The sequence below is a fragment of the Picosynechococcus sp. PCC 8807 genome, assembly GCF_001693295.1.
GTDB lineage: Bacteria > Cyanobacteriota > Cyanobacteriia > Cyanobacteriales > MRBY01 > MRBY01.
The window spans coordinates 2,575,519-2,597,770 of sequence record NZ_CP016483.1; the positions used below are offsets into that span (position 1 = coordinate 2,575,519).

At 45.9% G+C, this 22,252-nt stretch carries 18 protein-coding genes and 1 pseudogene; 10 read left to right on the top strand and 9 right to left on the bottom strand.

The window, feature by feature from the left end; translation table 11 throughout:
• Position 1: 1 nt before the first annotated feature.
• Positions 2-2,008 carry a hypothetical protein gene (locus AWQ24_RS12485; protein WP_223209907.1) on the bottom strand — a complete coding sequence of 669 codons (2,007 nt, stop codon included), beginning with the start codon at positions 2,006-2,008 and terminating at the stop codon, positions 2-4.
• A gap of 371 nt (positions 2,009-2,379) precedes the next feature.
• Between AWQ24_RS12485 and AWQ24_RS12490 the strand changes: the two genes are divergently transcribed.
• Together AWQ24_RS12490 and AWQ24_RS12495 are read left to right on the top strand one after the other, a co-directional pair.
• Positions 2,380-2,787 carry a CAAD domain-containing protein gene (locus AWQ24_RS12490; RefSeq protein WP_012308044.1) on the top strand — a complete coding sequence of 136 codons (408 nt, stop codon included), beginning with the start codon at positions 2,380-2,382 and terminating at the stop codon, positions 2,785-2,787.
• Positions 2,788-3,062: 275 nt separating this feature from the next.
• Positions 3,063-3,914 carry a glycosyltransferase family 2 protein gene (locus AWQ24_RS12495; RefSeq protein WP_012308045.1) on the top strand — a complete coding sequence of 284 codons (852 nt, stop codon included), beginning with the start codon at positions 3,063-3,065 and terminating at the stop codon, positions 3,912-3,914.
• A gap of 49 nt (positions 3,915-3,963) precedes the next feature.
• On the opposite strand, the gene AWQ24_RS12500 is transcribed toward AWQ24_RS12495, so the two are convergent.
• The 5 genes from AWQ24_RS12500 to AWQ24_RS12515 form a co-directional block, all read right to left on the bottom strand.
• Entirely contained in the window at positions 3,964-5,046 is a 1,083-nt protein-coding gene (locus tag AWQ24_RS12500) for a glycosyltransferase family 1 protein (RefSeq protein WP_065717001.1), read from the bottom strand.
• Between the two features lie 14 nt (positions 5,047-5,060).
• Complete coding sequence (locus tag AWQ24_RS16070; RefSeq protein ID WP_083993528.1) at positions 5,061-5,474, bottom strand: polysaccharide biosynthesis C-terminal domain-containing protein; 414 nt, start codon at positions 5,472-5,474, stop codon at positions 5,061-5,063.
• Positions 5,471-6,397, bottom strand: a complete 927-nt coding sequence (locus tag AWQ24_RS12505; protein WP_083993529.1) for a flippase — start codon at positions 6,395-6,397, stop codon at positions 5,471-5,473. The genes AWQ24_RS16070 and AWQ24_RS12505 overlap by 4 nt, the downstream gene beginning before the upstream one ends.
• Before the next feature lie 68 nt (positions 6,398-6,465).
• Positions 6,466-9,075 (bottom strand): TIGR03960 family B12-binding radical SAM protein, encoded by a 2,610-nt coding sequence (locus AWQ24_RS12510; RefSeq protein ID WP_065717002.1) that lies wholly within the window; start codon positions 9,073-9,075, stop codon positions 6,466-6,468.
• A 71-nt stretch (positions 9,076-9,146) separates the two neighbouring features.
• On the bottom strand, positions 9,147-9,539 hold the full coding sequence (locus AWQ24_RS12515; RefSeq protein WP_159457021.1) for an STAS domain-containing protein: 393 nt from the start codon (positions 9,537-9,539) through the stop codon (positions 9,147-9,149).
• 416 nt (positions 9,540-9,955) lie between these two features.
• On the opposite strand from AWQ24_RS12515, the gene AWQ24_RS12520 reads away from it, so the two are divergent.
• Positions 9,956-10,144, top strand: a complete 189-nt coding sequence (locus AWQ24_RS12520) for a hypothetical protein (protein ID WP_198158658.1) — start codon at positions 9,956-9,958, stop codon at positions 10,142-10,144.
• An 8-nt stretch (positions 10,145-10,152) separates the two neighbouring features.
• Here AWQ24_RS12520 and nth read toward each other — a convergent pair whose 3' ends face one another.
• Positions 10,153-10,815, bottom strand: a complete 663-nt coding sequence (nth, locus tag AWQ24_RS12525) for an endonuclease III (protein ID WP_012308051.1) — start codon at positions 10,813-10,815, stop codon at positions 10,153-10,155.
• 69 nt (positions 10,816-10,884) lie between these two features.
• Here nth and glyS point away from each other — a divergent pair, with 69 nt between their 5' ends.
• The 5 genes from glyS (at position 10,885) to AWQ24_RS12545 (ending at position 16,199) form a co-directional block, all read left to right on the top strand.
• Positions 10,885-13,026 carry a glycine--tRNA ligase subunit beta gene (gene glyS, locus AWQ24_RS12530; protein ID WP_065717003.1) on the top strand — a complete coding sequence of 714 codons (2,142 nt, stop codon included), beginning with the start codon at positions 10,885-10,887 and terminating at the stop codon, positions 13,024-13,026.
• 230 nt (positions 13,027-13,256) lie between these two features.
• Positions 13,257-13,568, top strand: a complete 312-nt coding sequence (groES, locus tag AWQ24_RS12535) for a co-chaperone GroES (protein ID WP_012308053.1) — start codon at positions 13,257-13,259, stop codon at positions 13,566-13,568.
• A gap of 83 nt (positions 13,569-13,651) precedes the next feature.
• Entirely contained in the window at positions 13,652-15,277 is a 1,626-nt protein-coding gene (groL, locus tag AWQ24_RS12540; RefSeq protein WP_012308054.1) for a chaperonin GroEL, read from the top strand.
• Positions 15,278-15,510: 233 nt separating this feature from the next.
• Positions 15,511-15,663, top strand: a complete 153-nt coding sequence (locus AWQ24_RS16585) for a DUF433 domain-containing protein (protein WP_397428276.1) — start codon at positions 15,511-15,513, stop codon at positions 15,661-15,663.
• Between the two features lie 71 nt (positions 15,664-15,734).
• Positions 15,735-16,199 (top strand): DUF4870 domain-containing protein, encoded by a 465-nt coding sequence (locus AWQ24_RS12545; RefSeq protein ID WP_012308055.1) that lies wholly within the window; start codon positions 15,735-15,737, stop codon positions 16,197-16,199.
• A 73-nt stretch (positions 16,200-16,272) separates the two neighbouring features.
• Here AWQ24_RS12545 and AWQ24_RS12550 read toward each other — a convergent pair whose 3' ends face one another.
• Together AWQ24_RS12550 and AWQ24_RS12555 are read right to left on the bottom strand one after the other, a co-directional pair.
• Positions 16,273-17,748 (bottom strand): leucyl aminopeptidase, encoded by a 1,476-nt coding sequence (locus tag AWQ24_RS12550; protein WP_065717004.1) that lies wholly within the window; start codon positions 17,746-17,748, stop codon positions 16,273-16,275.
• A gap of 80 nt (positions 17,749-17,828) precedes the next feature.
• Entirely contained in the window at positions 17,829-20,435 is a 2,607-nt protein-coding gene (locus tag AWQ24_RS12555; RefSeq protein ID WP_083993531.1) for an EAL domain-containing protein, read from the bottom strand.
• Positions 20,436-20,616: 181 nt separating this feature from the next.
• Here AWQ24_RS12555 and AWQ24_RS16075 point away from each other — a divergent pair.
• Positions 20,617-21,423 (top strand): annotated as a pseudogene (locus AWQ24_RS16075) (IS5 family transposase).
• A 360-nt stretch (positions 21,424-21,783) separates the two neighbouring features.
• Positions 21,784-22,221: a large conductance mechanosensitive channel protein MscL gene (mscL, locus tag AWQ24_RS12565; protein ID WP_012308058.1), complete on the top strand. Its 438-nt coding sequence runs from the start codon at positions 21,784-21,786 to the stop codon at positions 22,219-22,221.
• Positions 22,222-22,252 lie beyond the last annotated feature (31 nt).

Here is a 22,252-nt window from a genome sequence, read left to right on the forward strand (position 1 = left end):
ATTAGAGGTTGGTCGGAACGTCGATGGTTTGGGGACTAGGGCTGGGGGTGGTGAGACGTTGCCAGGTGTTGATTTGGGTTTGGGCGGCGTCGTAGGCAGCGGTATTGCGGGGGATCTGGCGGGCGGTGGCGATCGCCTGGGGGATTGAGATATTGGCTTGGCTCTGGGCCACGGAGAGAATCCGATAGCTCCATTGGTCAGCGGCCTGTTTTCCTTCGGCCCGCAGTTGGCTAGCACTGCTGGGAATTTCTTGGGTAAGGTTAATGGCTTCTACCCAGGCAGAGACGGAGTTACCATTGGCCACTTGGTAGGCGCGATTGAGATTATTGATCGCGGTTTGTTCTTGACGCCAACTCCTGACCCTAGACTGCATTTCGTCATAAAGGACACGGTTCGGGGCAATTTGGTTGGCAACGGCGATCGCCTCATCGAAGCGTTTTTGTTGGCCGAGGGCCACAGCTCGGTCAAAGATCGGCTGATCTTCAGTCCGTTCAATGGTGTTGCGCCACTGACGAATATTTTCTTGGGCTTCGTTGTAGAGGGCGCGACCGGATTGGATCGTGCGGGCTTCGGCGATCGCCTCCTGGAGACGATTGGTCGCCGCTAAATCTTTTGCATAGGCCAGGGTGGGAGAGTCTTCAGCGATTTCAATTTGGCGACGCCATTGGCGAATTTTTTGGCGGGCTTCATCGTAACGGGGGTTGCCTGAGGGGACACGGTTGAGCTGGGCGATCGCCCGTTCATAGTCGGCGATATTTCCCCCCTGGGCCAATTCCTCAGCCTGTTCTAGGATCGCCACGTCCTCAATTTCCCGTTGCCAACGACTAATCAGACCTTGGGCCTGGTCGTAAACGGCGCTGGCGGGCTGAATACTTTGGATTTGCACCAGGGCTGTTTCGAGATCCTTAACGGTTCCTTGGTTCGCCCTAAGGCCAGCTTGGGCCAGAATCCGCCAATCGACCACCACGTTGTCGAGGTTCAGTTGATCCGGTAGGCGATCGCAGAGGGCCAGTAAGTCATCCCAGCGGCGTTCATCAATAATGTTGTCGGTGTAGTCAATGATTTTTTCGCGGGCGTCACTAATTAAACGTTGGGCCTGGGGGTAAGCATAGCTATCTTGGCTAATGTTGCTCGCCTGGGCGATCGCCTGGAGCCAATTTTCTAAACCGCCCCGACGCAGGGCTGCATAGGCCCCTTCTAGCTGCTCCGTTTCCTTGCGAGCCAACTGAATTTGCGCCATGGCCTCATCGTACTTCACCGTAGCCCAGTAGCGATTGTCTAAATAACTGAGTTGGACGACTGTTCGCATCGCCTGGCTTAAATCCCCTGCTTCGAGTTGCCGTTGCAGGCTAGCTAGAATCGCTTCTCCCTCTTGCCAAATATCTTCCCAGGCCGTGATTTGGGCTTCAATTTCTGCTTGAAAACCGGCCTTTTCGGGAATATCGCGCACCATGGCGATCGCCTCATCCAACTTTCCCGCCTGGAATTCCACTTCAGCAAGGGCAATAATTTGCGAAACCCACACCTCAATGTTGCGGTCAATATCCGCCCGGAGGGGGTGATTCTCCGAAAAACCACTCACCATCCGAATCGCCTTTAGATAGCTGGCAAGGGTTTGTTTCTCCGCCTCAATCTGGGCGCAGTATAAGCGGGTTGTGGCGGAGGCTAAAGGCAAGAACAGGGCACTGCAATTGTTGCTGCCATTAAAGCTCAGGAGAACCGATGTCGCCAGAAAACCGACCCCCCCTGACAGAAAAATTAAGAGCAACCCTAACCATTGCCAATTGGGGAGAAGAAATTGGCGTTTACGCGGAACCTCAAGGATTTCTGTCTCTGTCTCTGCCGTTGCTTGCTCTGGATCCCCATTGGCGATCGCCGTCGTTTCCATGCTTAAATCTTGCGTCCCAGACGCTTCCGATAAACCTGCTTCAGTCGATAACACTGGCTGCGATTGGGTGCCAACGGAAGAAACGGATTGCACTTGCGAGGGATCAGGTTTCTGGCTCATATAAACCGGAGGCTAAAATTTTGCAGACATGGATAGCTAAGATCTATGATACGTTCTACGCGATTTCATAAAAATTGGCATCATCATAGCATAGGCATCTTAAGCGTTTGGGCGCAGCACAAACCAAAAAATTGACAGCCTTTCCAAAGTTCTTTTCCAATAAATTAAGGAAGAGATATCGCCAAGGCCATTTTATATCAGCTATTCTTGATTCTCTCGGTAGGATGTAGACAGAGATTTACAGATATGTCTGATAATATGGGCATCATTCGTCCCTTACTCAAAATCTGAAAGGCACCTCCGCTGCATCCTAGTGAGACTGCCCCATCACCACTCTGTACTATATAAATCGTTAAGGATAGGTTTGAAAGATGGAACAACAGCCTGAAACCCAAGTAGAAACTGGTACAACTCCGTTTAACAACGAAGCACCCGGTCCCATGACCTCCCCCCAAACCGAGCAGCCTTGGCAAGAGGCAGTCAAACCCATCACGGATTTTCTGTCTGAACTGCCTGAGGAGCTAGGGAAATTTTTCGCCGACTACAAACAACCCCTGATCACCGTTGGTTTGATTGTGGCAGCTTTGATTACCGTCAAGCTGACCTTTGCACTAATCGGTGCCATTAACGATATTCCCCTATTAGCGCCCACCTTTGAGCTGATTGGTATCTCTTACACAGCATGGTTTGTCTATCGCTATTTGCTTAAAGCTTCAAACCGTGATGAATTGCTAGCAGAATTCAATTCTCTTAAGTCTCAAGTGTTGGGTAAAAAATAAACCTAGATTTCTCGTCTGGACTTGACTCTCCTCGGCATGTGCCGAGGAATTTTGATTTTTAAGAGAGATAGTCAGTAACAGCTTTCTCTAATCGTGAAAATAGAATTATAAAATTAAAAATCCAACTATGCTCTCTTGAAAGTTTTGTTGGATTAAATAAATTCTTATAAAAGAATCTTCATTACATGTAGTTCTGAAAATAAAGTCGCAATACTCTTGTATTTTATTTGGAACCGCTATATTTTAACTCCTTTTTTATAAGTGTTCTCTAGAAAATGAAATTCTCCTTAATCACCAGCACATTAGGTGAAGATAGGCATAATAAAATCGTGCGCCTAATTCACTCTTTAATAAAACAAAAACATCAGGATTTTGAATTGATTATTGTCGATCAAAATGAGACTTCAAAACTCAAAGTAACATTAGAAAGTTATTTTAATGAGATTAATTTGATTTACCTGAAGCATGATCAAAGGGGGGTATCAGCGGGGAGGAATTTTGGATTTAGGTATGTATCTGGTGAAATTGTCAGTTTTCCTGATGACGATTGCTGGTATCCAGATATACTTTTAATGTCAGTCAATACTTGGTTTTTAAATAATATTAATTGGGATGCTTTAAGTGGTTGTACTATTGATCTAAAAGAAAATTTGACAACAAGCAGATGGGATAAGAATCCAGGAGAAATTCATAAGTTTAATGTCTGGCGTAGAGGAATTACTTCATCCATTTTTTTGCGAACCTATGCACTTGCAAACGCCCAAGGTTTTGATGAGACACTTGGACCAGGTGCAGACTCTCCTTGGCAATGCTCGGATGAGACTGATTATCTTCTAAACTTGCTATCACAAAATAAGAAACTATATTATGATCCAGAAGTAAAAGTCTACCATCTTGAACCAATTACCCAGTATGACCAACAAGCATTGGCACGCGCAAAAAGGTATGCTCCAGGAACGGGCCGTGTATTAAAAAAGCATAGTTATCCATTTTGGTTTGTTGCAATCGCTTTATTAAGGCCAATTTTGGGAACTTTATATTATGCAACTAAAATGCAGGGATGGCGGGCTAAATTCCATTGGCTTATTTTTCAAGGTAGATTAAATGGTTGGCTTTCTTCTAAATAATTACTCCTAAAGCCTCTCAAAAAAGTAGATCAAAAAACAAGCCTGAAAATCAACTTAAATTCCGGAGAATTTGTCTGGTTTCTTGTCCTGTTTTTTCCCATGAAAACATACTTGCTCTTTGGAGTCCTTTTTGCATTAGATCAGCATAAAGATTATCATCTTTGGTGATGCGTTCCATCGCACTACGTATTTCTTGAACATTTTTTGGGTCTACTAAGATGGCAGAATCTTTTGCTACTTCGACTAATGAAGATTGATTAGATGTGATGACAGGTAATCCGCAAGCCATTGCTTCCAATAAAGGGAGGCCAAAGCCTTCCCAAAGGCTTACAAACATTAAACAAAATGCTTGATTAAGAATCATAGGCAAGTCTTGAAAGGAAACATAATCTTTAAATAAGACTTGATTTTCTAATTCTAGATTTTTCACCAAATCAATTAACTGTGGCGTGTAACGTTTATCTTTAGGCCCAATAAGCCAAAATTCATAATCTTCTTTATCCTTAAGCAGGGAAAATGCTTTAATCATTCTAGGGAGATTTTTGTGTGGGTTATGGCGACCCAAGTATAAAAAATAAGGCTTTTTAGATTTTGACTTATTCGATTGCATGTAAAAATTTTTAGGATTATAAGCAAGATAAATGGGTGTAATTTTAGTAGCAGAAATATTGAAAAAATTCATCAAGTCATCTGCAGTTGCTTGGGAGTTACAAATAATATGCTTACTTTGATCTAACACAATAGGTAAAACAAATTTCTGATAATAGTGTAATGGAGACCGCTTGTCTGGATAGCGTAATGGAATTAAATCATGAACCATAACAACAGTTTTAGCAGTGGTATAAATAGGTGATTCTGGTAAAGGAGAAAAAATCAAGTTTGACTCTAGTTTTTGATAAATTTTTGGCAAAGCAAACTGAGTCCAATATAGCCGTTTAAAATGTCCCTTTAAGCCAAAATCTGGACTAAGTTCTTTTGGAATTAGATAAGAATTAAAAGTTGTAAATCGATTGTCAAAATTACAAACAAGAAATTTAGAATTTAGTTGAGAAAGGGATGGTAGTATATTGCGAGCATAAATACTAATCCCTGTCGGCTTTTTAGATAAGATAGATAAGTTGACGAGTATCATATTAAAGACGCATTTTAGGTATTTTTATTGATTTTTTTTGGAAATTTTAATGGATTTAAAGTATTTAATTGAAGACGAAATACAATTCTTGTCTGTGAAAAAAAAGCGTTGATTAAAAATCCAGAAAATAACTGAGAAATAACTGTAGAAATTGCTGCACCGACGCCAGAATATTTAGGAATCAAAAAGATATTTAGAATAATATTAAGTAATGCGCCAGAAAAAGTTATCCAGAAGGAATAATTGCTTAATTTCTCTGCAATAAACCATGGAGAAATTCCTGTTCCCATAAATACAAATAATGTTGCCCAGATATGAATTTTCAAGATTGTCCCTGCAGCAAAATATTCTGGCCCATAAATCATCAAAATAAGAGGAGATGCAATGAACAAAATGGGAAGTGAAATCATCAAAGATAGACGAATCAAAAAGGATAGTAAGTCTTTGATTTTTTCGTAATATTGTTTTTTGTTTTTTCTTTTGCTGCGTAAATTGAAGGGGAAACTGAAGCAATAATTATATTAGGAATAAAATACCATATTTCAGATATTTTAGTTGCGGATGAATAAATGCCAACTGCTTCTTCTCCAACGATGCTCCCCAACATTACTAAGTCTGTCTTCATATATAAGATGATGCTCAAACCAGATAAGATTAAGGGCCAGCTTTCATGAAGTAATGATTTTGCAATCTCAGTATTCCATTCAAGTTTGAACGGGCATTTTTTTAATTGATAAACTAAGACAAAACCACTTGCTTCCAGAGCAGCTTCTCCAAATATAATCCAGGCAAAATAAATCAATGGAACTTGTAGAATTAAGAGCGCAACTTTACTGAGAGTGACAACTATGAATACAAGAATTTTAATGGCAACTATATATTTAGATTTAACTTGAGCAGAAAACCAAAAATTAACGACTTCAAAAGCTTGAAATAAAATACTTGAACTTAGTATTAGAAAAATCAAGCTAAATTCAGTATTGTCTGTTCCCAAAAAAAGATAAACTCCTGTAGCAATAAGCCCAAGTGAAATAATGCTAGATATCACAAGTTTGAGCCAAAATACGGTGCCTAAAATTTTATTTTTTTCTTGAGGAAAATTAACTAGAGAACGAATAACTAAAGTATCTAATCCAAGCTTGGATAGGGGGTGAAGTAAAACAATAATTGCCCCGGCATAATTCAATGTACCTAATTGAGCAGCTCCTAGATATCTTGCCATCCAAGCACTCATAAAAAAACCGATTATCATCCGAACAGCATATTCAAATGACAACCACGAAATGTTACTCAAAATGGCTTTTTGTTCACCTATCAACTGCTTTTTGAATAACGACAGTCTTTTGAACATAAATGAGAGAAGTCGAGTCAGATGATGGTGTTATATTTAAGCGAAATGATAATATCAATTAAGCTAGATTAAATATCTTCAGATAAGTACAGAATAAAGCGGTGTACCTTAAGCAATTTTATATTTTGCTGACTCATAGTATGCATCATATAAAGAATATGATCTGCTTGTAATAAAGTGCCATCATTGCGGCAACTACCTCGATAACGGAGTTGGACTTGGGTGGGGCTAATGACTTTTTCGAGGGCGATCGCCGTTAACATTTCTCGGAGATTCAGTTGCTTAATTTTGCCAGACTTCGTTTTCTTTTCGAGGAGAATTTCCGGAGTCTGACGGATAGCTTCGAGCCAGGCTTCCCACTGTACGGCAGAAACGGGTTCTTCGGTTTCAAGATCAATCAGGTATTCTGCTTCCGTAAGGAGCGCAGTGGCAGCCTTAGAACGGACGGGCACTTCCTCAACGCGATAGATCGGCATATCGATGGGCAACTGTTCAGCGAGTCGTCGCCGGAAATCTTCTAAATCCAAGACTTGGCGCAACTCAAAATCAATAATTTCTCCTGAGCTGGTGGCTCCTAATGATAGGGCATTGGCGATGGAAATGCGGGGGCTCGGATGAAAGCCGTTGGTAAAAGCCACGGGAATTGAAGCGCGGCGCACAGCTCGGTCAAATAAACGGACTAAATCGAGGTGACTAACCAGGCGCATATCCCCTTGCTTACCGAACCAAACCCGGAACCGTTGTAGGCGTTCTTGATCCTTTTGAAATTGACCGACAAATTCGGGAATTTCGGGCGGTTGATAGACGACATTATGGCCAAAATCAGTACTGCAGACGCCACAATGGGAACAACCATCAAAGGCACAGTCGGGAATGGTTGCTGCTTCGAGGGCTCGCTTTAAATCGTCCTTGAGCCACTGCTTATCAATGCCTGTGTTGAGGTGATCCCAGGGCAAGGGGGCGTCGAGGGGGTCGTTGTCGGTGGTTTCAAAAACATTCCACTCGCCACTTTCGACTTTGCGGTACTTCCAGGTGAGATCGGATTCGGCGATCGCCTGTTCCCAAGCGCCATAGGCTTTGTCTAAATTCTCCCACCAAGAATCCATTCCCGCCCCCAGTTCCCAGGCTCGGCGGACGACTTTACCCAAACGGCGATCGCCCCGGCCAACGAAATCCTCCATGGCTGAAATGCGCACATCGGTATAGTTCACCTTCACGCCGCGAATCGGTCGAAAAGCTTCCCGCAACAGTTCCTGTTTACGCTTAAATTCTGTCGTCGAAACCGAATGCCACTGGAAAGGTGTGTGGGGTTTCGGGGTGAAATTAGAAATGGTGATGTTGAAGTTTAAACGGCGATTGCTCAGGGACGCACATTCCCGCCGCAGCCATTGCACCGTTTCCGCGATGCCCAACACATCGAGATCCGTTTCTCCAGGGAGACCGATCATGAAATAAAGCTTGACCTTATCCCAGCCCTCTTTTACCGCGGTTTGGATACCCCGTAGCAGTTCTTCGTTCGTCAAACCCTTATTGATCACATCCCGCATTCGTTGGGTGCCCGCTTCTGGGGCAAAGGTTAAACCCGCTTTACGCGTCCCACCGACAATATTGGCAATATTTTCATCAAAGCGATCAACCCGCTGGCTAGGCAGAGATAGGGAAATGTTTTCGTCCTTGAGGCGATTTTTAATCTCGACTCCTACCGCTGGCAACGAGAGATAGTCAGAACAACTGAGGGAAAGTAGAGAAAATTCGTTGTAACCCGTCGCCCGCATTCCTTTTTCAATGGCATCGACGACTTTCTCTGGTTCGACATCCGTTGCAGGCCGCGTTAACATTCCCGGTTGGCAGAAGCGGCAGCCCCGGGTACAACCCCGGCGAATTTCCACCGTCAGGCGATCATGAACTGTTTCCACATAGGGCACTAAACCAATGGAATAGGCGGGAATTGGCGTGGCGACACGGCGCAAAATTCGCTTGGGCACTTCGTCACGGGTTGAATGCACAGAACCATCCGCCGCCATTGCATAGAAGCGAGGCACATAGACCCCTGGTACTTGAGCTAAATCCAGCAGAGTTTCTTCCTTACTCAGACCGTTAACCTTGGCTTCTTCGAGGATAAAACCCACTTCGGGCAAAAGTTCTTCGCCATCGCCGAGAACGATAAAGTCGAAAAAGTCAGCGTAGGGTTCTGGGTTGGAGGTGGCTGTTTGTCCCCCCGCAAAAATGAACGGATAATTTCCTTGATCTCGTTCCTGCCAAGTGAGGGGAATCTGGGCAAGGGTAAGCATTTCGAGAATATTTGTCGCCCCCAGTTCATAGCTCAAGCTAAAGCCGAGAATGTCGAATTCCAACAGCGATCGCCTGGATTCGAGGGCAAACAGCGGCAGATTTTTTTCCTTTAACTTCTCGCTCAGATCAGCGGCGGGTAGATAAGTGCGATCGCACAACTGTCGAGGTTGGGCATTAATCACGTTGTAGAGCAGGATATGGCCCAAATTTGAGGAACCCACCTCATAGACTTCCGGATAGGTCAGCACCCAACGCACCACTGCCCCTTGCCAAGGCTTATGGATTGCCCCCAGTTCATTACCCAAGTAGCGCGCTGGTTTGAAAATATCCGTCGTAATCAGCGCTTCGTAATCAGCCGGTTGAGGAAGACAGGGAGCCGTTGCCACAGGTGATGAACCTCCAAGGGAGTCGAGGGAAACAATTCAGTCCCCCATTATACCGGAGAGCTTTCGAGATGCTAGGCCGCGAGTAACTGGGATGTCTGCGTCAAAAATGCAGCTTCATCTTTGAAAATGCGCACAAACTGCTCCATTTGGGTCAGCTCTAATACCATGCGCACCTGGGAATTGATCCCACAACAGCCGAGGCGTTTACCATGGGATTCTGCCAATTTTGTGCCCTGACTGAGCACCACCGCCGCCGCACTGTCGATAAATTCTACCTGCTGGAGATCGACTAAAATTTCTCGACTGAATTCGTCATTGATCGCCCCATGGAGCGATCGCCAAAATACGTCAAGATTTGAGGTTGTCAAAGCACAATTTGGGCGCAGAATAACAGGCTGTTGGTTTTTATCCATCGGTAGACTCTCCCCAGGGGAACTTCCCTGTTTACCCATCGTCTTAGTCACAGCTTTTATACAAAAATCAAACAACTTTTTCGGTTGAAAAAACCCTGAAAAGGCTGCTAAACATTTGATTCGGGATAGAACCATTGTATGGGGGAGACTCAAAAATCAGGTGTGATGATAACTTATCCTGAACAAAAACATCTCGTTACCAAAAGATCCTTTATTGCTTCGAGAACGGTATGTTTGTTTACATTTTTTCTAAAAAAAGAAGCCCGAAGTTTAAAAATTATTTAAGACCGGGGAGAAATTGTGTAAATACCTCGAAAATGGAACCATGACCTAAACAAACTTCACCACTTTACGCTATTTAGACCATTCATTATTTACCTTTAATCAGCGACAATAAGAGAATCTTTCTTTTGTAATGAAATCAGTTCCTTATTTAGGGAAACATTACTATTGTGAGTACGCCATTTATGATTCGTCGTTTAGTGGAAAAAGCCCTTTTCATTAAACAGATGACCCCCGAAATTGAAAACGCGATCAACTCCGAGTTGACACGCCTTGGCCATGTTTCCGATGCGGATTATGAAGCCCTCGAACTTTTGATGGCAGAAATGGATGCGGGCCGGATTCAGCTTGTGCCCAGTCGCTTTATCTTTTGACAAGACCCTTAAACTGGCTGGGGTTTGGGGGCTGAGGGACAAAGATTGGCGATCGCACAGACCTCACATTGAGGTTTTCTGGCATTACAGACGGCGCGACCATGGTAAATCAGACGGATCGACCAGTTTTCCCACTCCGGCTGGGGAATTAATTTCATCAAATCCCGTTCAATTTGTACCGGATTCTCAGATTTTGTGAGGCGCAAACGATTACTCAAACGCTTGACATGGGTATCCACCGTCACCCCCGCACAAATCCCAAAAGCATGGGCCAGAACAACATTGGCCGTTTTCCGGGCCACACCGGGCAAGGTCAGAAGCTCTTCCATGGTTTGCGGCACTTTCCCATTGAAAACCGCCATAATCCGCTGGCAAGCTCCCTGAATATTTTTCGCTTTATTTCGATAAAATCCCGTTGAGCGCACTAGCTGTTCAATGTCTGCCACATTTGCCCCGGCAAAGGCCGCCGCATCAGGAAATCGGGCAAAGAGCGCCGGTGTAACTTTATTTACTCGCTCGTCGGTACATTGGGCTGAAAGAATGGTTGCCACCATGAGTTGCACGGGGGTTTCATAGTCCAAACTACAGGTGGCATCGGGATAGAGTTCGTGGAGTTTTTCGAGAACGGCGATCGCCCGTTTTTTCTTACTACGCGGGTAATGAATTGCCATGGGCACTATTTTTCCTGTGGCTTCACGGTAAACTAATCAAGATTCATTATTGACCTGATTTCGTTTCCCATGGCAACCTACCTCATTGAAGTTGGTACAGAAGAACTCCCTGCTGATTTTGTCGCGGCGGCGATCGCCCAATTAAAAGACCGCGTTTCCCATAGCCTCACGGAGTATTTTCTCACCCCAGACGGAATCGAAGTCTACGGAACCCCCCGACGCCTGGCTGTGTTAATCCAAGGGTTGCCAGACCAGCAGGCTGATCGGGAAGAAGAAATTAAAGGCCCCCCCGCTGCCGCCGCATTCAAAGAAGGTCAACCCACCAAGGCCGCTGAAGGCTTTGCCCGCAAACAGGGGGTTGAACTCTCCGCCCTGGAGGTGCGCCCCACGGAAAAAGGAGACTTTGTTTTTGTCCAAAAGAAAACCCTCGGTCGCCCGACGCCAGAAATTTTGCAGGAATTGGTTTTAGGTTGGTTTACGGCCCTCGAAGGGCGGCGCTTTATGCGGTGGGCCGATGGTGATCTGCGCTTTCCGCGGCCGATTCGCTGGTTGGTTTCCCTTTGGAATGATGCTGTTTTACCCCTGGAATTGGTGAATGGCTCCGGTAAGTTAGAAGCGGGTCGTATTTCTCGTGGGCACCGGATTTTACATCAAGGGGAGGTGACCCTGAGCAATGCGGCTGATTATGTGGCGACCTTGCAACAAGCCTTCGTGGAAGTTGATCCCCAGGTGCGGGAAGAAAAAATTGTTGCTGGCGTCAAAGCGGCGGCAGCAGAGATTGGTGGTGAGGCAAAAATGCCCGCTGATCTCCTCGCTGAGGTGGTGAATTTGGTGGAATATCCCACGGCGGTAGTCGGCGACATTGAAGCGGAATTTTTAGAGCTACCCACGGAAGTGATTACGACGGTGATGGTCACCCATCAGCGGTATTTTGCGGTGCGCGATCGCCAAGATAAAACAAAACTCCTCCCGAAATTTATTACGATTTCCAATGGTGATCCCAAGAAATCAGAGATCATCGCTGCGGGGAATGGTCGGGTGATCCGGGCGCGGTTAGCGGATGGTCAATTTTTCTACCGGGCCGATTGCGATGAACATTTAGAAACCTATTTGCCCCAACTAGAAGCCGTCACCTTCCAGGAAGAATTAGGGACGATGCGGGACAAGGTAGACCGCATTATGGAAATTTCCCAGCAAATCGCGGAACAGCTTGGCCTGTCTGAGGCGGACAAAGAAATTATTGCCAGCACCGCTATGCTCTGTAAGGCGGATTTGGTGACACAGATGGTCTATGAATTCCCAGAACTCCAAGGCATCATGGGTCAAAAATATGCCCTGGTCAGTGGGGAAGCACCCGCCGTGGCCGAGGGGATTTTTGAGCATTATCTACCCCGCAATGCCGATGATATTTTGCCCCAAACCCTTGCCGGTCAAGTGGTGGGCATGGGCGATCGCCTCGATACGTTGGTGAGCATTTTCGGCCTGGGGATGATCCCTTCTGGTTCCTCGGATCCTTTTGCACTGCGACGGGCGGCCAATGCAATTATTACTGTCGCTTGGGACGCGGGTCTTGAAATTGACCTTGGAGAACTGTTAGCCCAGGGTGCGAAGGATTTTGTTACGGCTCACCCCGATAAAACGTCTCCCCTCGAAGCCCTGCAAAGCTTCTTTATTCAGCGGATTCAGACTCTGCTCCAGGACGAAAAAGGTATTGATTATGACCTGGTGAATGCGGTGCTGGGTGATGATGCAGAATACACTGAACGGGCCTTAACGGATTTACTGGATGTCGGCGATCGCGCTGCCTTTTTACAGAGCATTCGTGACGATGGCCAACTCGCAAAAATCTACGCCACCGTGAACCGTTCTGCAAAGTTGGCCGCCAAGGGGAACCTCAGCACGGATAGTCTTGATCCGACAGGGGTAATTAACCCGGAGAAATTTGCGCAAAATTCCGAGCGCGATCTCTATGCCGGCTTAGTGGAACTCGTGCCCACCACCGAAGTGGCCCGCACCGAACGGGATTACCAAAAACTGATCGATGGGTTAGCTGCCCTGGCCCCCACAGTTGAGCGGTTCTTTGATGGGGAGGATAGTGTTTTGGTGATGGCAGAAGATCCTGCTGTGCGGGAAAATCGCCTCAATCTCCTTGGGCTGTTGCGGAACCACGCGCGGGTTCTGGCAGATTTCGGGGCGATCGTTAAACAGTAGATCCTTGTTTATTTTTAGAGTCATGGCAGGGACAGAAAGCTGTCTCTGTCAGGGTTTCCCCTGAGAAGCAATACAGTTCAATTTTTGGGGCGATCTAAAGTTCGGGAACCCGTACATTATCAGGAGTTGTCTGGATTTAATTTTCTCCGCTAAATTAGCACTCAGAGATTGAGAGTGCTAAACTTCAATCTAGCTAAATTTAGTCGTTTATTGATCTGGAGAAATTATCCATGGCAGCAATTAGCATCAATGTTTCTACCCTCAAGCCCCTCGGCGATCGCGTTTTCGTAAAGGTCAGCGAATCTGAAGAGAAAACTGCTGGTGGGATCCTCCTCCCCGATAGCGCCAAAGAAAAGCCCCAAATCGGTGAAGTTGTGGCTGTTGGTGAAGGGAAGCGCAATGATGACGGTAGCCGTTCCGCCGTTGATGTCAAAGTTGGCGATAAAGTTCTCTACTCTAAGTACGCTGGTACTGATATCAAACTCAGTGGTGATGACTACGTGCTTCTTTCTGAGAAAGATATCCTCGCAACCGTTGCGTAATTATTTTTAGGTTTGACCTAAGCAATCGTTTCAGATTTTTCTATTTTTTCTCGTAAAACGCTCAACCTAGAAATTCAATCATTATGGCTAAATCTATTATTTACAACGAAGATGCTCGCCGCGCCCTCGAAAAAGGGATCGACCTCCTCGCTGAAGCTGTTGCGGTAACCCTCGGCCCCAAAGGTCGGAACGTTGTGCTCGAAAAGAAATTTGGCGCACCCCAGATCGTGAATGACGGTGTGACCATTGCCAAGGAAATCGAGCTCGAAGACCACATCGAAAACACCGGTGTTTCTTTGATTCGCCAAGCGGCTTCTAAAACCAATGATGTGGCCGGTGACGGAACTACCACAGCAACGGTTCTCGCCCACGCCATGGTCAAAGAAGGTCTCCGCAACGTCGCGGCTGGTGCGAACCCCATCGCCCTCAAGCGCGGTATTGATAAAGCGACTGAATTTCTCGTTGGCCGCATCAAAGATCAAGCTCGTCCGGTAGAAGATTCGACGGCGATCGCCCAAGTCGGTGCCATCTCTGCGGGGAACGACAAGGAAGTTGGTGACATGATCGCCAAAGCCATGGACAAAGTCGGTAAAGAAGGTGTGATCTCCCTCGAAGAAGGGAAATCCATGGAAACCGAACTCGAAATCACCGAAGGGATGCGTTTCGACAAGGGTTACACTTCCCCCTACTTCGTCACCGACACCGAGCGCATGGAAGCGGTTCTCGAAGATCCCTTCATCCTCATCACTGACAAGAAAATCACCCTGGTACAAGACCTCGTCCCGATCCTCGAACAGGTTGCTCGCCAAGGTAAGCCCCTCGTAATCATCGCTGAAGATATCGAGAAAGAAGCCCTTGCTACCCTCGTGGTGAACCGTCTCCGGGGTGTCCTCAACGTTGCTGCGGTTAAAGCGCCTGGTTTTGGCGATCGCCGTAAGCAAATGCTCGAAGATATCGCTGTACTCACCGGTGGCCAACTGATCACCGAAGACGCAGGCCTCAAGCTCGACAACACCAGCGTTGATATGCTCGGTAAAGCCCGCCGCATCACCATCACCAAGGACAACACCACCATTGTGGCCGATGGTAACGAGCAGGCAGTTAAGACCCGTTGTGAGCAAATCCGCCGTCAAATCGAAGAATCAGACTCTTCCTACGACAAAGAAAAACTCCAAGAACGTCTCGCGAAACTCTCCGGTGGTGTCGCTGTGATCAAAGTCGGTGCAGCAACCGAAACTGAGATGAAAGACCGTAAGCTTCGTCTCGAAGATGCGATCAACGCGACCAAAGCAGCCGTTGAAGAAGGGATTGTTCCCGGTGGTGGTACAACCCTGGCGCACCTCGCTCCCGAATTAGAAACTTGGGCGAATGATAACCTCACTGCGGAGCAACTCACTGGTGCTTTGATCGTGGCCCGTGCCTTGACTGCCCCCCTGAAGCGCATTGCTGAAAACGCTGGCCAAAACGGTGCGGTAATCGCTGAGCGTGTGAAGGAAAAAGACTTCAATACTGGTTTTAACGCAGCAACCAACGAGTTTGTTGATATGCTCGCGGCTGGTATCGTTGACCCTGCTAAGGTAACCCGTTCTGCAACCCAGAATGCGGCTTCTATCGCTGGCATGGTTCTCACCACTGAGTGCATCGTTGTTGACAAGCCTGAAAAAGATAAGGCTGGTGCGGCTCCCGGTGCCGGTGACTTCGACTACTAAGGCTGAAGTTTCAACTCCAAAATCTGCAAAACTAATTTAAGTTAACTTAATCCCTCTGATTCATTTCAGGGGGATTTTTATAGATACAATTAGATTTGAGCACTAAATTGATAGATAAAAAAGTAAAAAAAAGCAATTGTTTTTTATTGAAAAATGTTGGACTCTAGCTACTATGAATTGACAAAGTTATATTTATTCAGATTCTAATGTTTTAGTCGGCAAGCCTGTAATTAATTAAAGGAACCAGAATTTCTGTTGAATTCCTTTTAAGTCTTTTTGCAAATGGACGGTCTGAAGCTGAAATATTAGAAAATTATCCATCCCTCACATCAGAATCAATTCGTGAAGTCTTTGCTTTTACTGCTGAATCCATAAAAATTGCTTAATGTTGCTTTTGATGTCAGTTAAGCTGGAGCCTGCTATATATTTGGGGTAGATATGGAGGGACTATAAATTTATGGATGCAGAACAGGAAAGAAATTGGGCGATCGCCTGCCATCTGTCGAGTTTGGCTTGGATTGTCTTAGCCTTTGTCGGCATTGGGGCGATTCCCTTTGTCAATGTGATTGCGCCGGCGGTGGTCTGGTATCTCAAAAAAGAGGAGTCCGAGCTGATCGATGCCCACGGAAAGGAATCGGTTAATTTCCAGATTTCGATGACCATTTATGGTTTGGCGGCGGGAATTATTCTTAGTATTTTGATCATCGCCGGAGTTGTTTTGATGATCCTGTTGGGCATTGGTGGCAGCAATAATCCCTTTGCGGCCCTGGTGGCAATTGTGACGGGGATTGGTTTCTTTATCTTTTTGGCGCTGATTGTGGCGATCGCCATTTTTCAGATTGCAGTCGTAATCTTGGCGGCGACCAAGGTTCAAGAAGGGCAAATGTATCGTTATCCCTTTAATCTCAGACTACTGAAATAAATAACTTTCATAAAACAGCCCCCCCTGGAATGATTGGCCAAGGGGGTTTTTAATTAAACTTTAGATGCAAAAATTAGCTCAGAACCCAATGCACAAGGGTACGCACCGGGAACCCTGTACCGCCTTTGCTGTAAATGTCGGCGTCTTTTTCTGACCAGGCTGGCCCGGCAATATCAAGGTGTGCCCAGGGGGTTTTTTCGACAAATTCCTTGAGGAACAACGCCGCCGTAATCGAACCGCCTTCCCGTGGCCCGGTGTTTTTCATGTCGGCGATGGGAGATTTTAAGCCTTCAAAGTATTTTTCTTCGAGGGGCATCTGCCAGAATTTTTCGCCCGCTTTTTCTGATGCGGTGGCGATCGCCTCGGCGAGATCATCATTGTCACTCCACAGACCACAAATATCGTCACCTAGGGCAATGACGCAGGCTCCGGTCAAGGTGGCAATGTCCACAATCGCCTCGACCCCTAGCTTTTCGGCATAAACGAGGGCATCGGCGAGGGTGAGGCGACCTTCGGCGTCGGTGTTGTTCACTTCGATGGTTTTACCGTTGGAGGCCGTGAGAATATCCCCCGGACGCATCCCCCGACCACTGATCATATTTTCAGTAGCCGCACTAATGAAATGCACTTCCACATCGGGTTTGAGTTCGGCGATCGCCTTTGCCGCCCCAAAGGTTGCCGCTGCGCCCCCCATGTCCATTTTCATCATCGCGATGCTGGGGCCGGAGGGTTTAATGTTATAACCGCCAGAATCAAAGGTTAACCCTTTGCCGACAATCGCCACCTTCTTCCGGGGTGTGCCTGGGGGTTTATAAACGAGGTGGATAAATTTCGGGGGTAAATCCGAGGCCGCCGCCACCCCTAGGAAAGATCCCATTCCTGCTGCTTCGCAGTCTGCTTCTTCGAGGATATTCAGTTCCAGGCCGTAGGTGCTGGCGAGGCTTTCCACAGAGGCCGCCAAGGTCACAGGATTGATAATGTTGGCCGGAGCGTTAACCAATTCCCGTGCATAGATCACCCCTTCACAGAGGCTTGTGCCCAAGGCGATCGCCGCTGGTTGGTCGCCAATGCCAAGGATTTCAACAGCTTCGAGGGCTGGGGGGTCTTTTTGTTCCGATTTGAAGCGATTATCTTCATAGAAGCCCAGATACATCCCTTCTGTGACCATTTGCGCTGTGATCGCCTCAGTTTCGGCCACTGGCAACTGCAAACCCAAAGTTGTGATGGCTTTGTCCCCTTTCACGGCCCGGGCGATCGCCGCTGCGGAACTCCGTAAGGCGGCACTATTCCATTTCTCGGCATTGCCCAGACCCACCAGGATCAACTTTTTGATCGGCGCACCACTCCCAAGACGGGTCACCGATAGCTCGCCGGATTTGCCTTTAAATTCCGTTTCAACGATTACTTCCGAGATCACCCCCGATAAGCGTTCGTCCAGGGCCGTCAAACTTTCGGGTACCGTGAGCACCGTTTCACTTTCAAAAAAACCCAAGGCGATCGCCTCACCAGCCCAAGCCGCTGCCGTTTGCGAACTACCGCGAATTTCCATAACTAAACCTCAAAACTTGTTACTGTCCTTTAGTCTGACATTTCCGGCAAACCCTGTCCAAGAAATTGCCTAGAGCAACATTACGAGGAAGAGCGCAACTTCTCTAGCACCTCGAAGGAGTGACCCTGTAGCAAATCTGTTGCTTGATCCAAAGAAACAGGCCGAGAAAATAAATAACCCTGACCAAACTGGCAATCCTGGCTCTTTAACCACTGGTATTGCTGTTTCGTTTCAATACCTTCTGCCACAGTTTTAATCCCAATGGATTTAGAAAGGGCGAGAATTGATTCTGCAATTACCCGGTTGCGGTCATTCAACTCAGAAATATTTACAAAGCTCCGGTCAATTTTTAGTGCATCAATGGGGAGCTGGTGTAAATAGCTTAAACAAGAATACCCCGTGCCAAAATCATCAACGCTAATAAAAACTCCCTTGAGGCGAATTTGGTTTAACAAACGACAAGTGATGTCGATATTTTGAATTAGCATACTCTCAGTGATTTCTAATCCTAAGGTGTTAGGAAAAACCGGATAGCGTTCTAATAATCGATCCAGTGAAAATAACAGCGAATCTTGGAGTTGTTTAACGGATAAATTGACATGGACTTTCAGGGGTGTTTTAAACGCCTGCTGCCACTCAAATAATTGACGACAGGCCGCATCTAAAATCCATTCACCGAGGGGAATAATGAGCCCTGTTTCTTCGGCAACATCAATAAATTCATAGGGGGATAACAAACCCCGTTGGGGATGTTGCCACCGAATTAACGCTTCAAACCCTTCAATGTTGCCTTGTTCTAAATTAATAATCGGCTGATAGTACAAAACAAATTGCTTTTCTTCAATGGCAAATCTGATTTCCCCTTCTAATTGGAGACGCTTCATCGCCTGTAGGTGCATCTGGGGATCAAAAATTGCGTACTGTGACTTCCCATTTTGTTTGGCTCGGTACATGGCAATATCGGCATCCCGGAGCAGATCCTGGGCTGATTCATGGCGAGAGTCACCGATAATAATCCCAATACTCGTCGTGATAAAAACGCCGTAGTTAGAAATCTGGAAAGGCATATTCAATGTATTGAGGATGCGATCGGCAATATGCACAGCATCTTCTACCCCGTGAATTTCCTCTAGGAGAATGACAAATTCATCTCCCCCTAGGCGGGCGGCTAAATCTGTATCGCGAATAAAAGATTTGAGTAAATGGGCGACTTCAATAAGTAATTCGTCCCCAACAACATGGCCCAGACTATCATTGACTACTTTGAAATTATCCAGGTCTAAAAATAGAGCGGCAAATTCATGGATGGGATATCGCTTATAACGTTTTAGGGCTAGGTTGAGCCGTTCAATTAGTAGGTTACGATTGGCGAGGCCAGTAAGACGATCATGGAGGGCGTCATGTTTGAGTTGTTGCTCCATTTTGATCCGGGTACTGATGTCGGTAATGGTCGCAACATAGCCTTGGGGTTCACCCTTACTATCAAGCTCAGCGGTGCCCTGGCCATATACCCAAAGTATCGAACCGTCAGAACGCTGAAATCGATATTCTAAGGTAAATAGTTCTTGATTAGTAATAGATTTTAGCCATTGTTCTCGAACGTAATCAATGTCGTCGGGATAGACTTTTTCTAACCAGCCTTTATGGAGAGCCTCTTCGGGTTGAATTGCCAGCAATTTACAATAGTAATCGTTGACATAAATACATTCATGGCGCAAATTAGTGCGAAAAATCCCAATGGGAACGGTATTAGCGAGGTTGGCGTATCGCTGTTGACTTTCAAGGAGATTAGTCTCAATTTGATTGCGTCGTTTAATTTCTTTTTTCAGGCTATAGTTACGGAGAATAAACCATCCTAAAAAGAGGAATGGTAGATAGACAATCAGGCTAAAGAAAAAATTTTGTAAGCTGATCCAATTAAATGTTTCGGGCGGCTCTAACCATTGGGCGATCGCCTGATAATAGACAGAATCACGATCTTGTAAGAGGCGACTCATTTGCCGATCAATGCCAGGCAGGAGCTGCTTGGGATCGCCTTCGGGAACGACATAATGTAACCGGGCCGGATTAAACAGAATATTGGTTTTATTGACTTGATAGTCGGGACTAAATTTATTCCCAAAAAAATTATTGACAATGGCAGCATCAACTTCCCCTGTCTCTAACTGCTCAAACATCCCGGGATAACTATCGATGGGCACCAGTTCTGGCTGAATGCCATAGGCTTTAATTCTTTCTCGGAGGACTTCCTGTTGAATCCCAGAGGCGAGGATGCTGACTCTCCGTTGGTCGAGGTCTAAAATCGTCTCTAAATGAACACCTCGTCGTGCATAAATCTGTGACCAACTTGACAAAACGATGATGGTATTAAAATCAAAGACTTCATCTCGCGTGTCGGAATAGGCGACATCCACCATCAAATCGAGTTGCCCCTGTTCAATTTGTTGGAGACATTGATTCCATTCACAGGGAACATAGGTCACTGCCCAATTTTCCACACGCCCAATGTCACTCGTAATATCTACCCAAAAGCCCCGGGGCCGCCCACCTGAATCGATAAAAACCTTGGGATCATTTTGATAAACCCCCACGGTAATCGTTTTTGCTGGCTGATTTTGGGCGATCGCCTCTGTGCCAGAGAGCATCGCGGCAAGACCTAGAGCCAAGAGCACAGTGCTTTTATTCATTAAATTAGGAAGTTAGTAGATGGCAACTGAGGGAACAGGCTTCTTAAGTATAATTAAGATAAAAAATTAACGGCAACAGTATTAAGAGGGTATTTATAAAGTAAAGATAAAAAAGATGAAAATTGGAAAAGATAGAGGCTAGATTGGTTGGTAACTGAGCGTTGTGGTGAGGCTTTGACCCATGACAGATAAAGTCTATCCTAGCGACCTGAGCGATGCAGAATGGGCCTTAATCCAACCCTTGATTCCCCCCGCCAAACCCGGTGGTCATCCTCGGACTACTGACATGAGACGGGTTTGCAATGGTATCTTCTATCTCCTCAAAACAGGCTGTCAGTGGCAATATTTACCAAAGGATTTCCCGCCCTCCCCAACGGTGTACTACTACTATCGAAAATGGCAAAGGAAAGGGGTATGGGAAAGGGGTATGGGAAAGCATTAACCATGCTCTGCGCGGCCTATGTCGACAACAAGTAGGTAAATCAGTACAACCAAGTGTGTTAATCGTAGATGCTCAGTCGATAAAAACGACGGAAAAAAGGGGGAGGTATTTGGCTTCCATGGAGGCAAAAGAGTAAAGGGAAGATGCCGGGGCCTGTTGGTGGATAGCTTAGGTCTGGTCTATAAAGCCATGGTGGCAGAGGGGAATGCCTCAGAACGAACCTTAGCAAAGGCGGCGGTGATGGAGTTATTAGAAACACAGCCAAAGTTGTTAGAGAGAGTGAAATTAATGTGGGTCGACGCCGGATATCGTGGCGAGGTCTTTGGACTGGGGATTTGGCTGATGATACAGGCGACAGTAGAAGTAATCAAAAGAGAGGGGCGAGAATTTCAGATGCTACCAAAACGGTGGATTGTGGAGCGAACATTTGGGTGGTTGAATTGGTATCGTCGTCTGAGTAAGGAATATGAAAAATTCCCCGAAGTATCGGAGGCGGCAATTTATGCTTGCATGACTCGCTTAATGCTACGGCGATTGGTTACCTAAAGATTTACTTTATAGATAGGCTCTAAGTAACACAAATATTACAACGCCATTATTTCGTGAATTTTTGCCAGTGAAGCATATTGTTTATGGAGTGGTGGCTAAATAGCCAACAAGTGATTAATTGTCGGCCCTAAAGTAAAGTTGGGCACAAAATTTGTAATTTTATTTTCGACTGTTTGACGGTTGACGACGCTGATTTAAAGGTTTGTTTTCAGCTAGATTTTACTTTTTTGCCCCGGTTCTTTTTAAGAATTGGTTAAGAAAATTGATTTGCTGGATCGGGTCGCTTATCTTTATAGGGACGATAACATTTTTATCTTTGTTTATCGTTTTTAATCCATCACAAAGAGATGAGCATTTATGGCAAAAAAAAGTAGTTTTTGGAGTGATTTCCAAGCCTTCATCATGAGGGGGAATGTGATTGATTTGGCCGTAGCCGTCGTGATCGGCGGGGCCTTTGGTCAAATTGTCAATTCTTTAGTTGCAGATATTATTACGCCGGCGATCTTACAACCCGCCTTAAGTGCAGCTAATTTAGATGCCCTGGGTGAATTGTCTTTTAATGGCATTAAATACGGGCTTTTTTTGGCGGCTGTAATTAACTTTTTGGTGATTGCATTTGCGATTTTCTTGGTTATTCGGGCCATCGAAAAAATGCAACGGCGATTTAACCGAGCGAAAGCCATGGAAGAAATAGACGCGCCGCCCCCTGCACCAGATCCAGCAGTTGTGGCCCAAGAAAACCTCACGGCGGCCATCGAACGTCTAGCTAATTTAATGGAAAATCGTCAGCAATAGAACTGAATTCTCACAATACCTGACGGAAGGA

Bases quoted from the DNA above. Each gene is read 5' to 3' on its own strand.
- AWQ24_RS12485 (WP_223209907.1), bottom strand. From the start codon at position 2,008: ATGAGCCAGAAACCTGATCCCTCGCAAGTGCAATCCGTTTCTTCCGTT.
- AWQ24_RS12490 (WP_012308044.1), top strand. From the start codon at position 2,380: ATGGAACAACAGCCTGAAACCCAAGTAGAAACTGGTACAACTCCGTTT.
- AWQ24_RS12495 (WP_012308045.1), top strand. From the start codon at position 3,063: ATGAAATTCTCCTTAATCACCAGCACATTAGGTGAAGATAGGCATAAT.
- AWQ24_RS12500 (WP_065717001.1), bottom strand. From the start codon at position 5,046: ATGATACTCGTCAACTTATCTATCTTATCTAAAAAGCCGACAGGGATT.
- AWQ24_RS12505 (WP_083993529.1), bottom strand. From the start codon at position 6,397: ATGTTCAAAAGACTGTCGTTATTCAAAAAGCAGTTGATAGGTGAACAA.
- AWQ24_RS12520 (WP_198158658.1), top strand. From the start codon at position 9,956: ATGATTCGTCGTTTAGTGGAAAAAGCCCTTTTCATTAAACAGATGACC.
- nth (WP_012308051.1), bottom strand. From the start codon at position 10,815: ATGGCAATTCATTACCCGCGTAGTAAGAAAAAACGGGCGATCGCCGTT.
- glyS (WP_065717003.1), top strand. From the start codon at position 10,885: ATGGCAACCTACCTCATTGAAGTTGGTACAGAAGAACTCCCTGCTGAT.
- groES (WP_012308053.1), top strand. From the start codon at position 13,257: ATGGCAGCAATTAGCATCAATGTTTCTACCCTCAAGCCCCTCGGCGAT.
- groL (WP_012308054.1), top strand. From the start codon at position 13,652: ATGGCTAAATCTATTATTTACAACGAAGATGCTCGCCGCGCCCTCGAA.
- AWQ24_RS12545 (WP_012308055.1), top strand. From the start codon at position 15,735: ATGGATGCAGAACAGGAAAGAAATTGGGCGATCGCCTGCCATCTGTCG.
- AWQ24_RS12550 (WP_065717004.1), bottom strand. From the start codon at position 17,748: ATGGAAATTCGCGGTAGTTCGCAAACGGCAGCGGCTTGGGCTGGTGAG.
- AWQ24_RS12555 (WP_083993531.1), bottom strand. From the start codon at position 20,435: ATGAATAAAAGCACTGTGCTCTTGGCTCTAGGTCTTGCCGCGATGCTC.
- mscL (WP_012308058.1), top strand. From the start codon at position 21,784: ATGGCAAAAAAAAGTAGTTTTTGGAGTGATTTCCAAGCCTTCATCATG.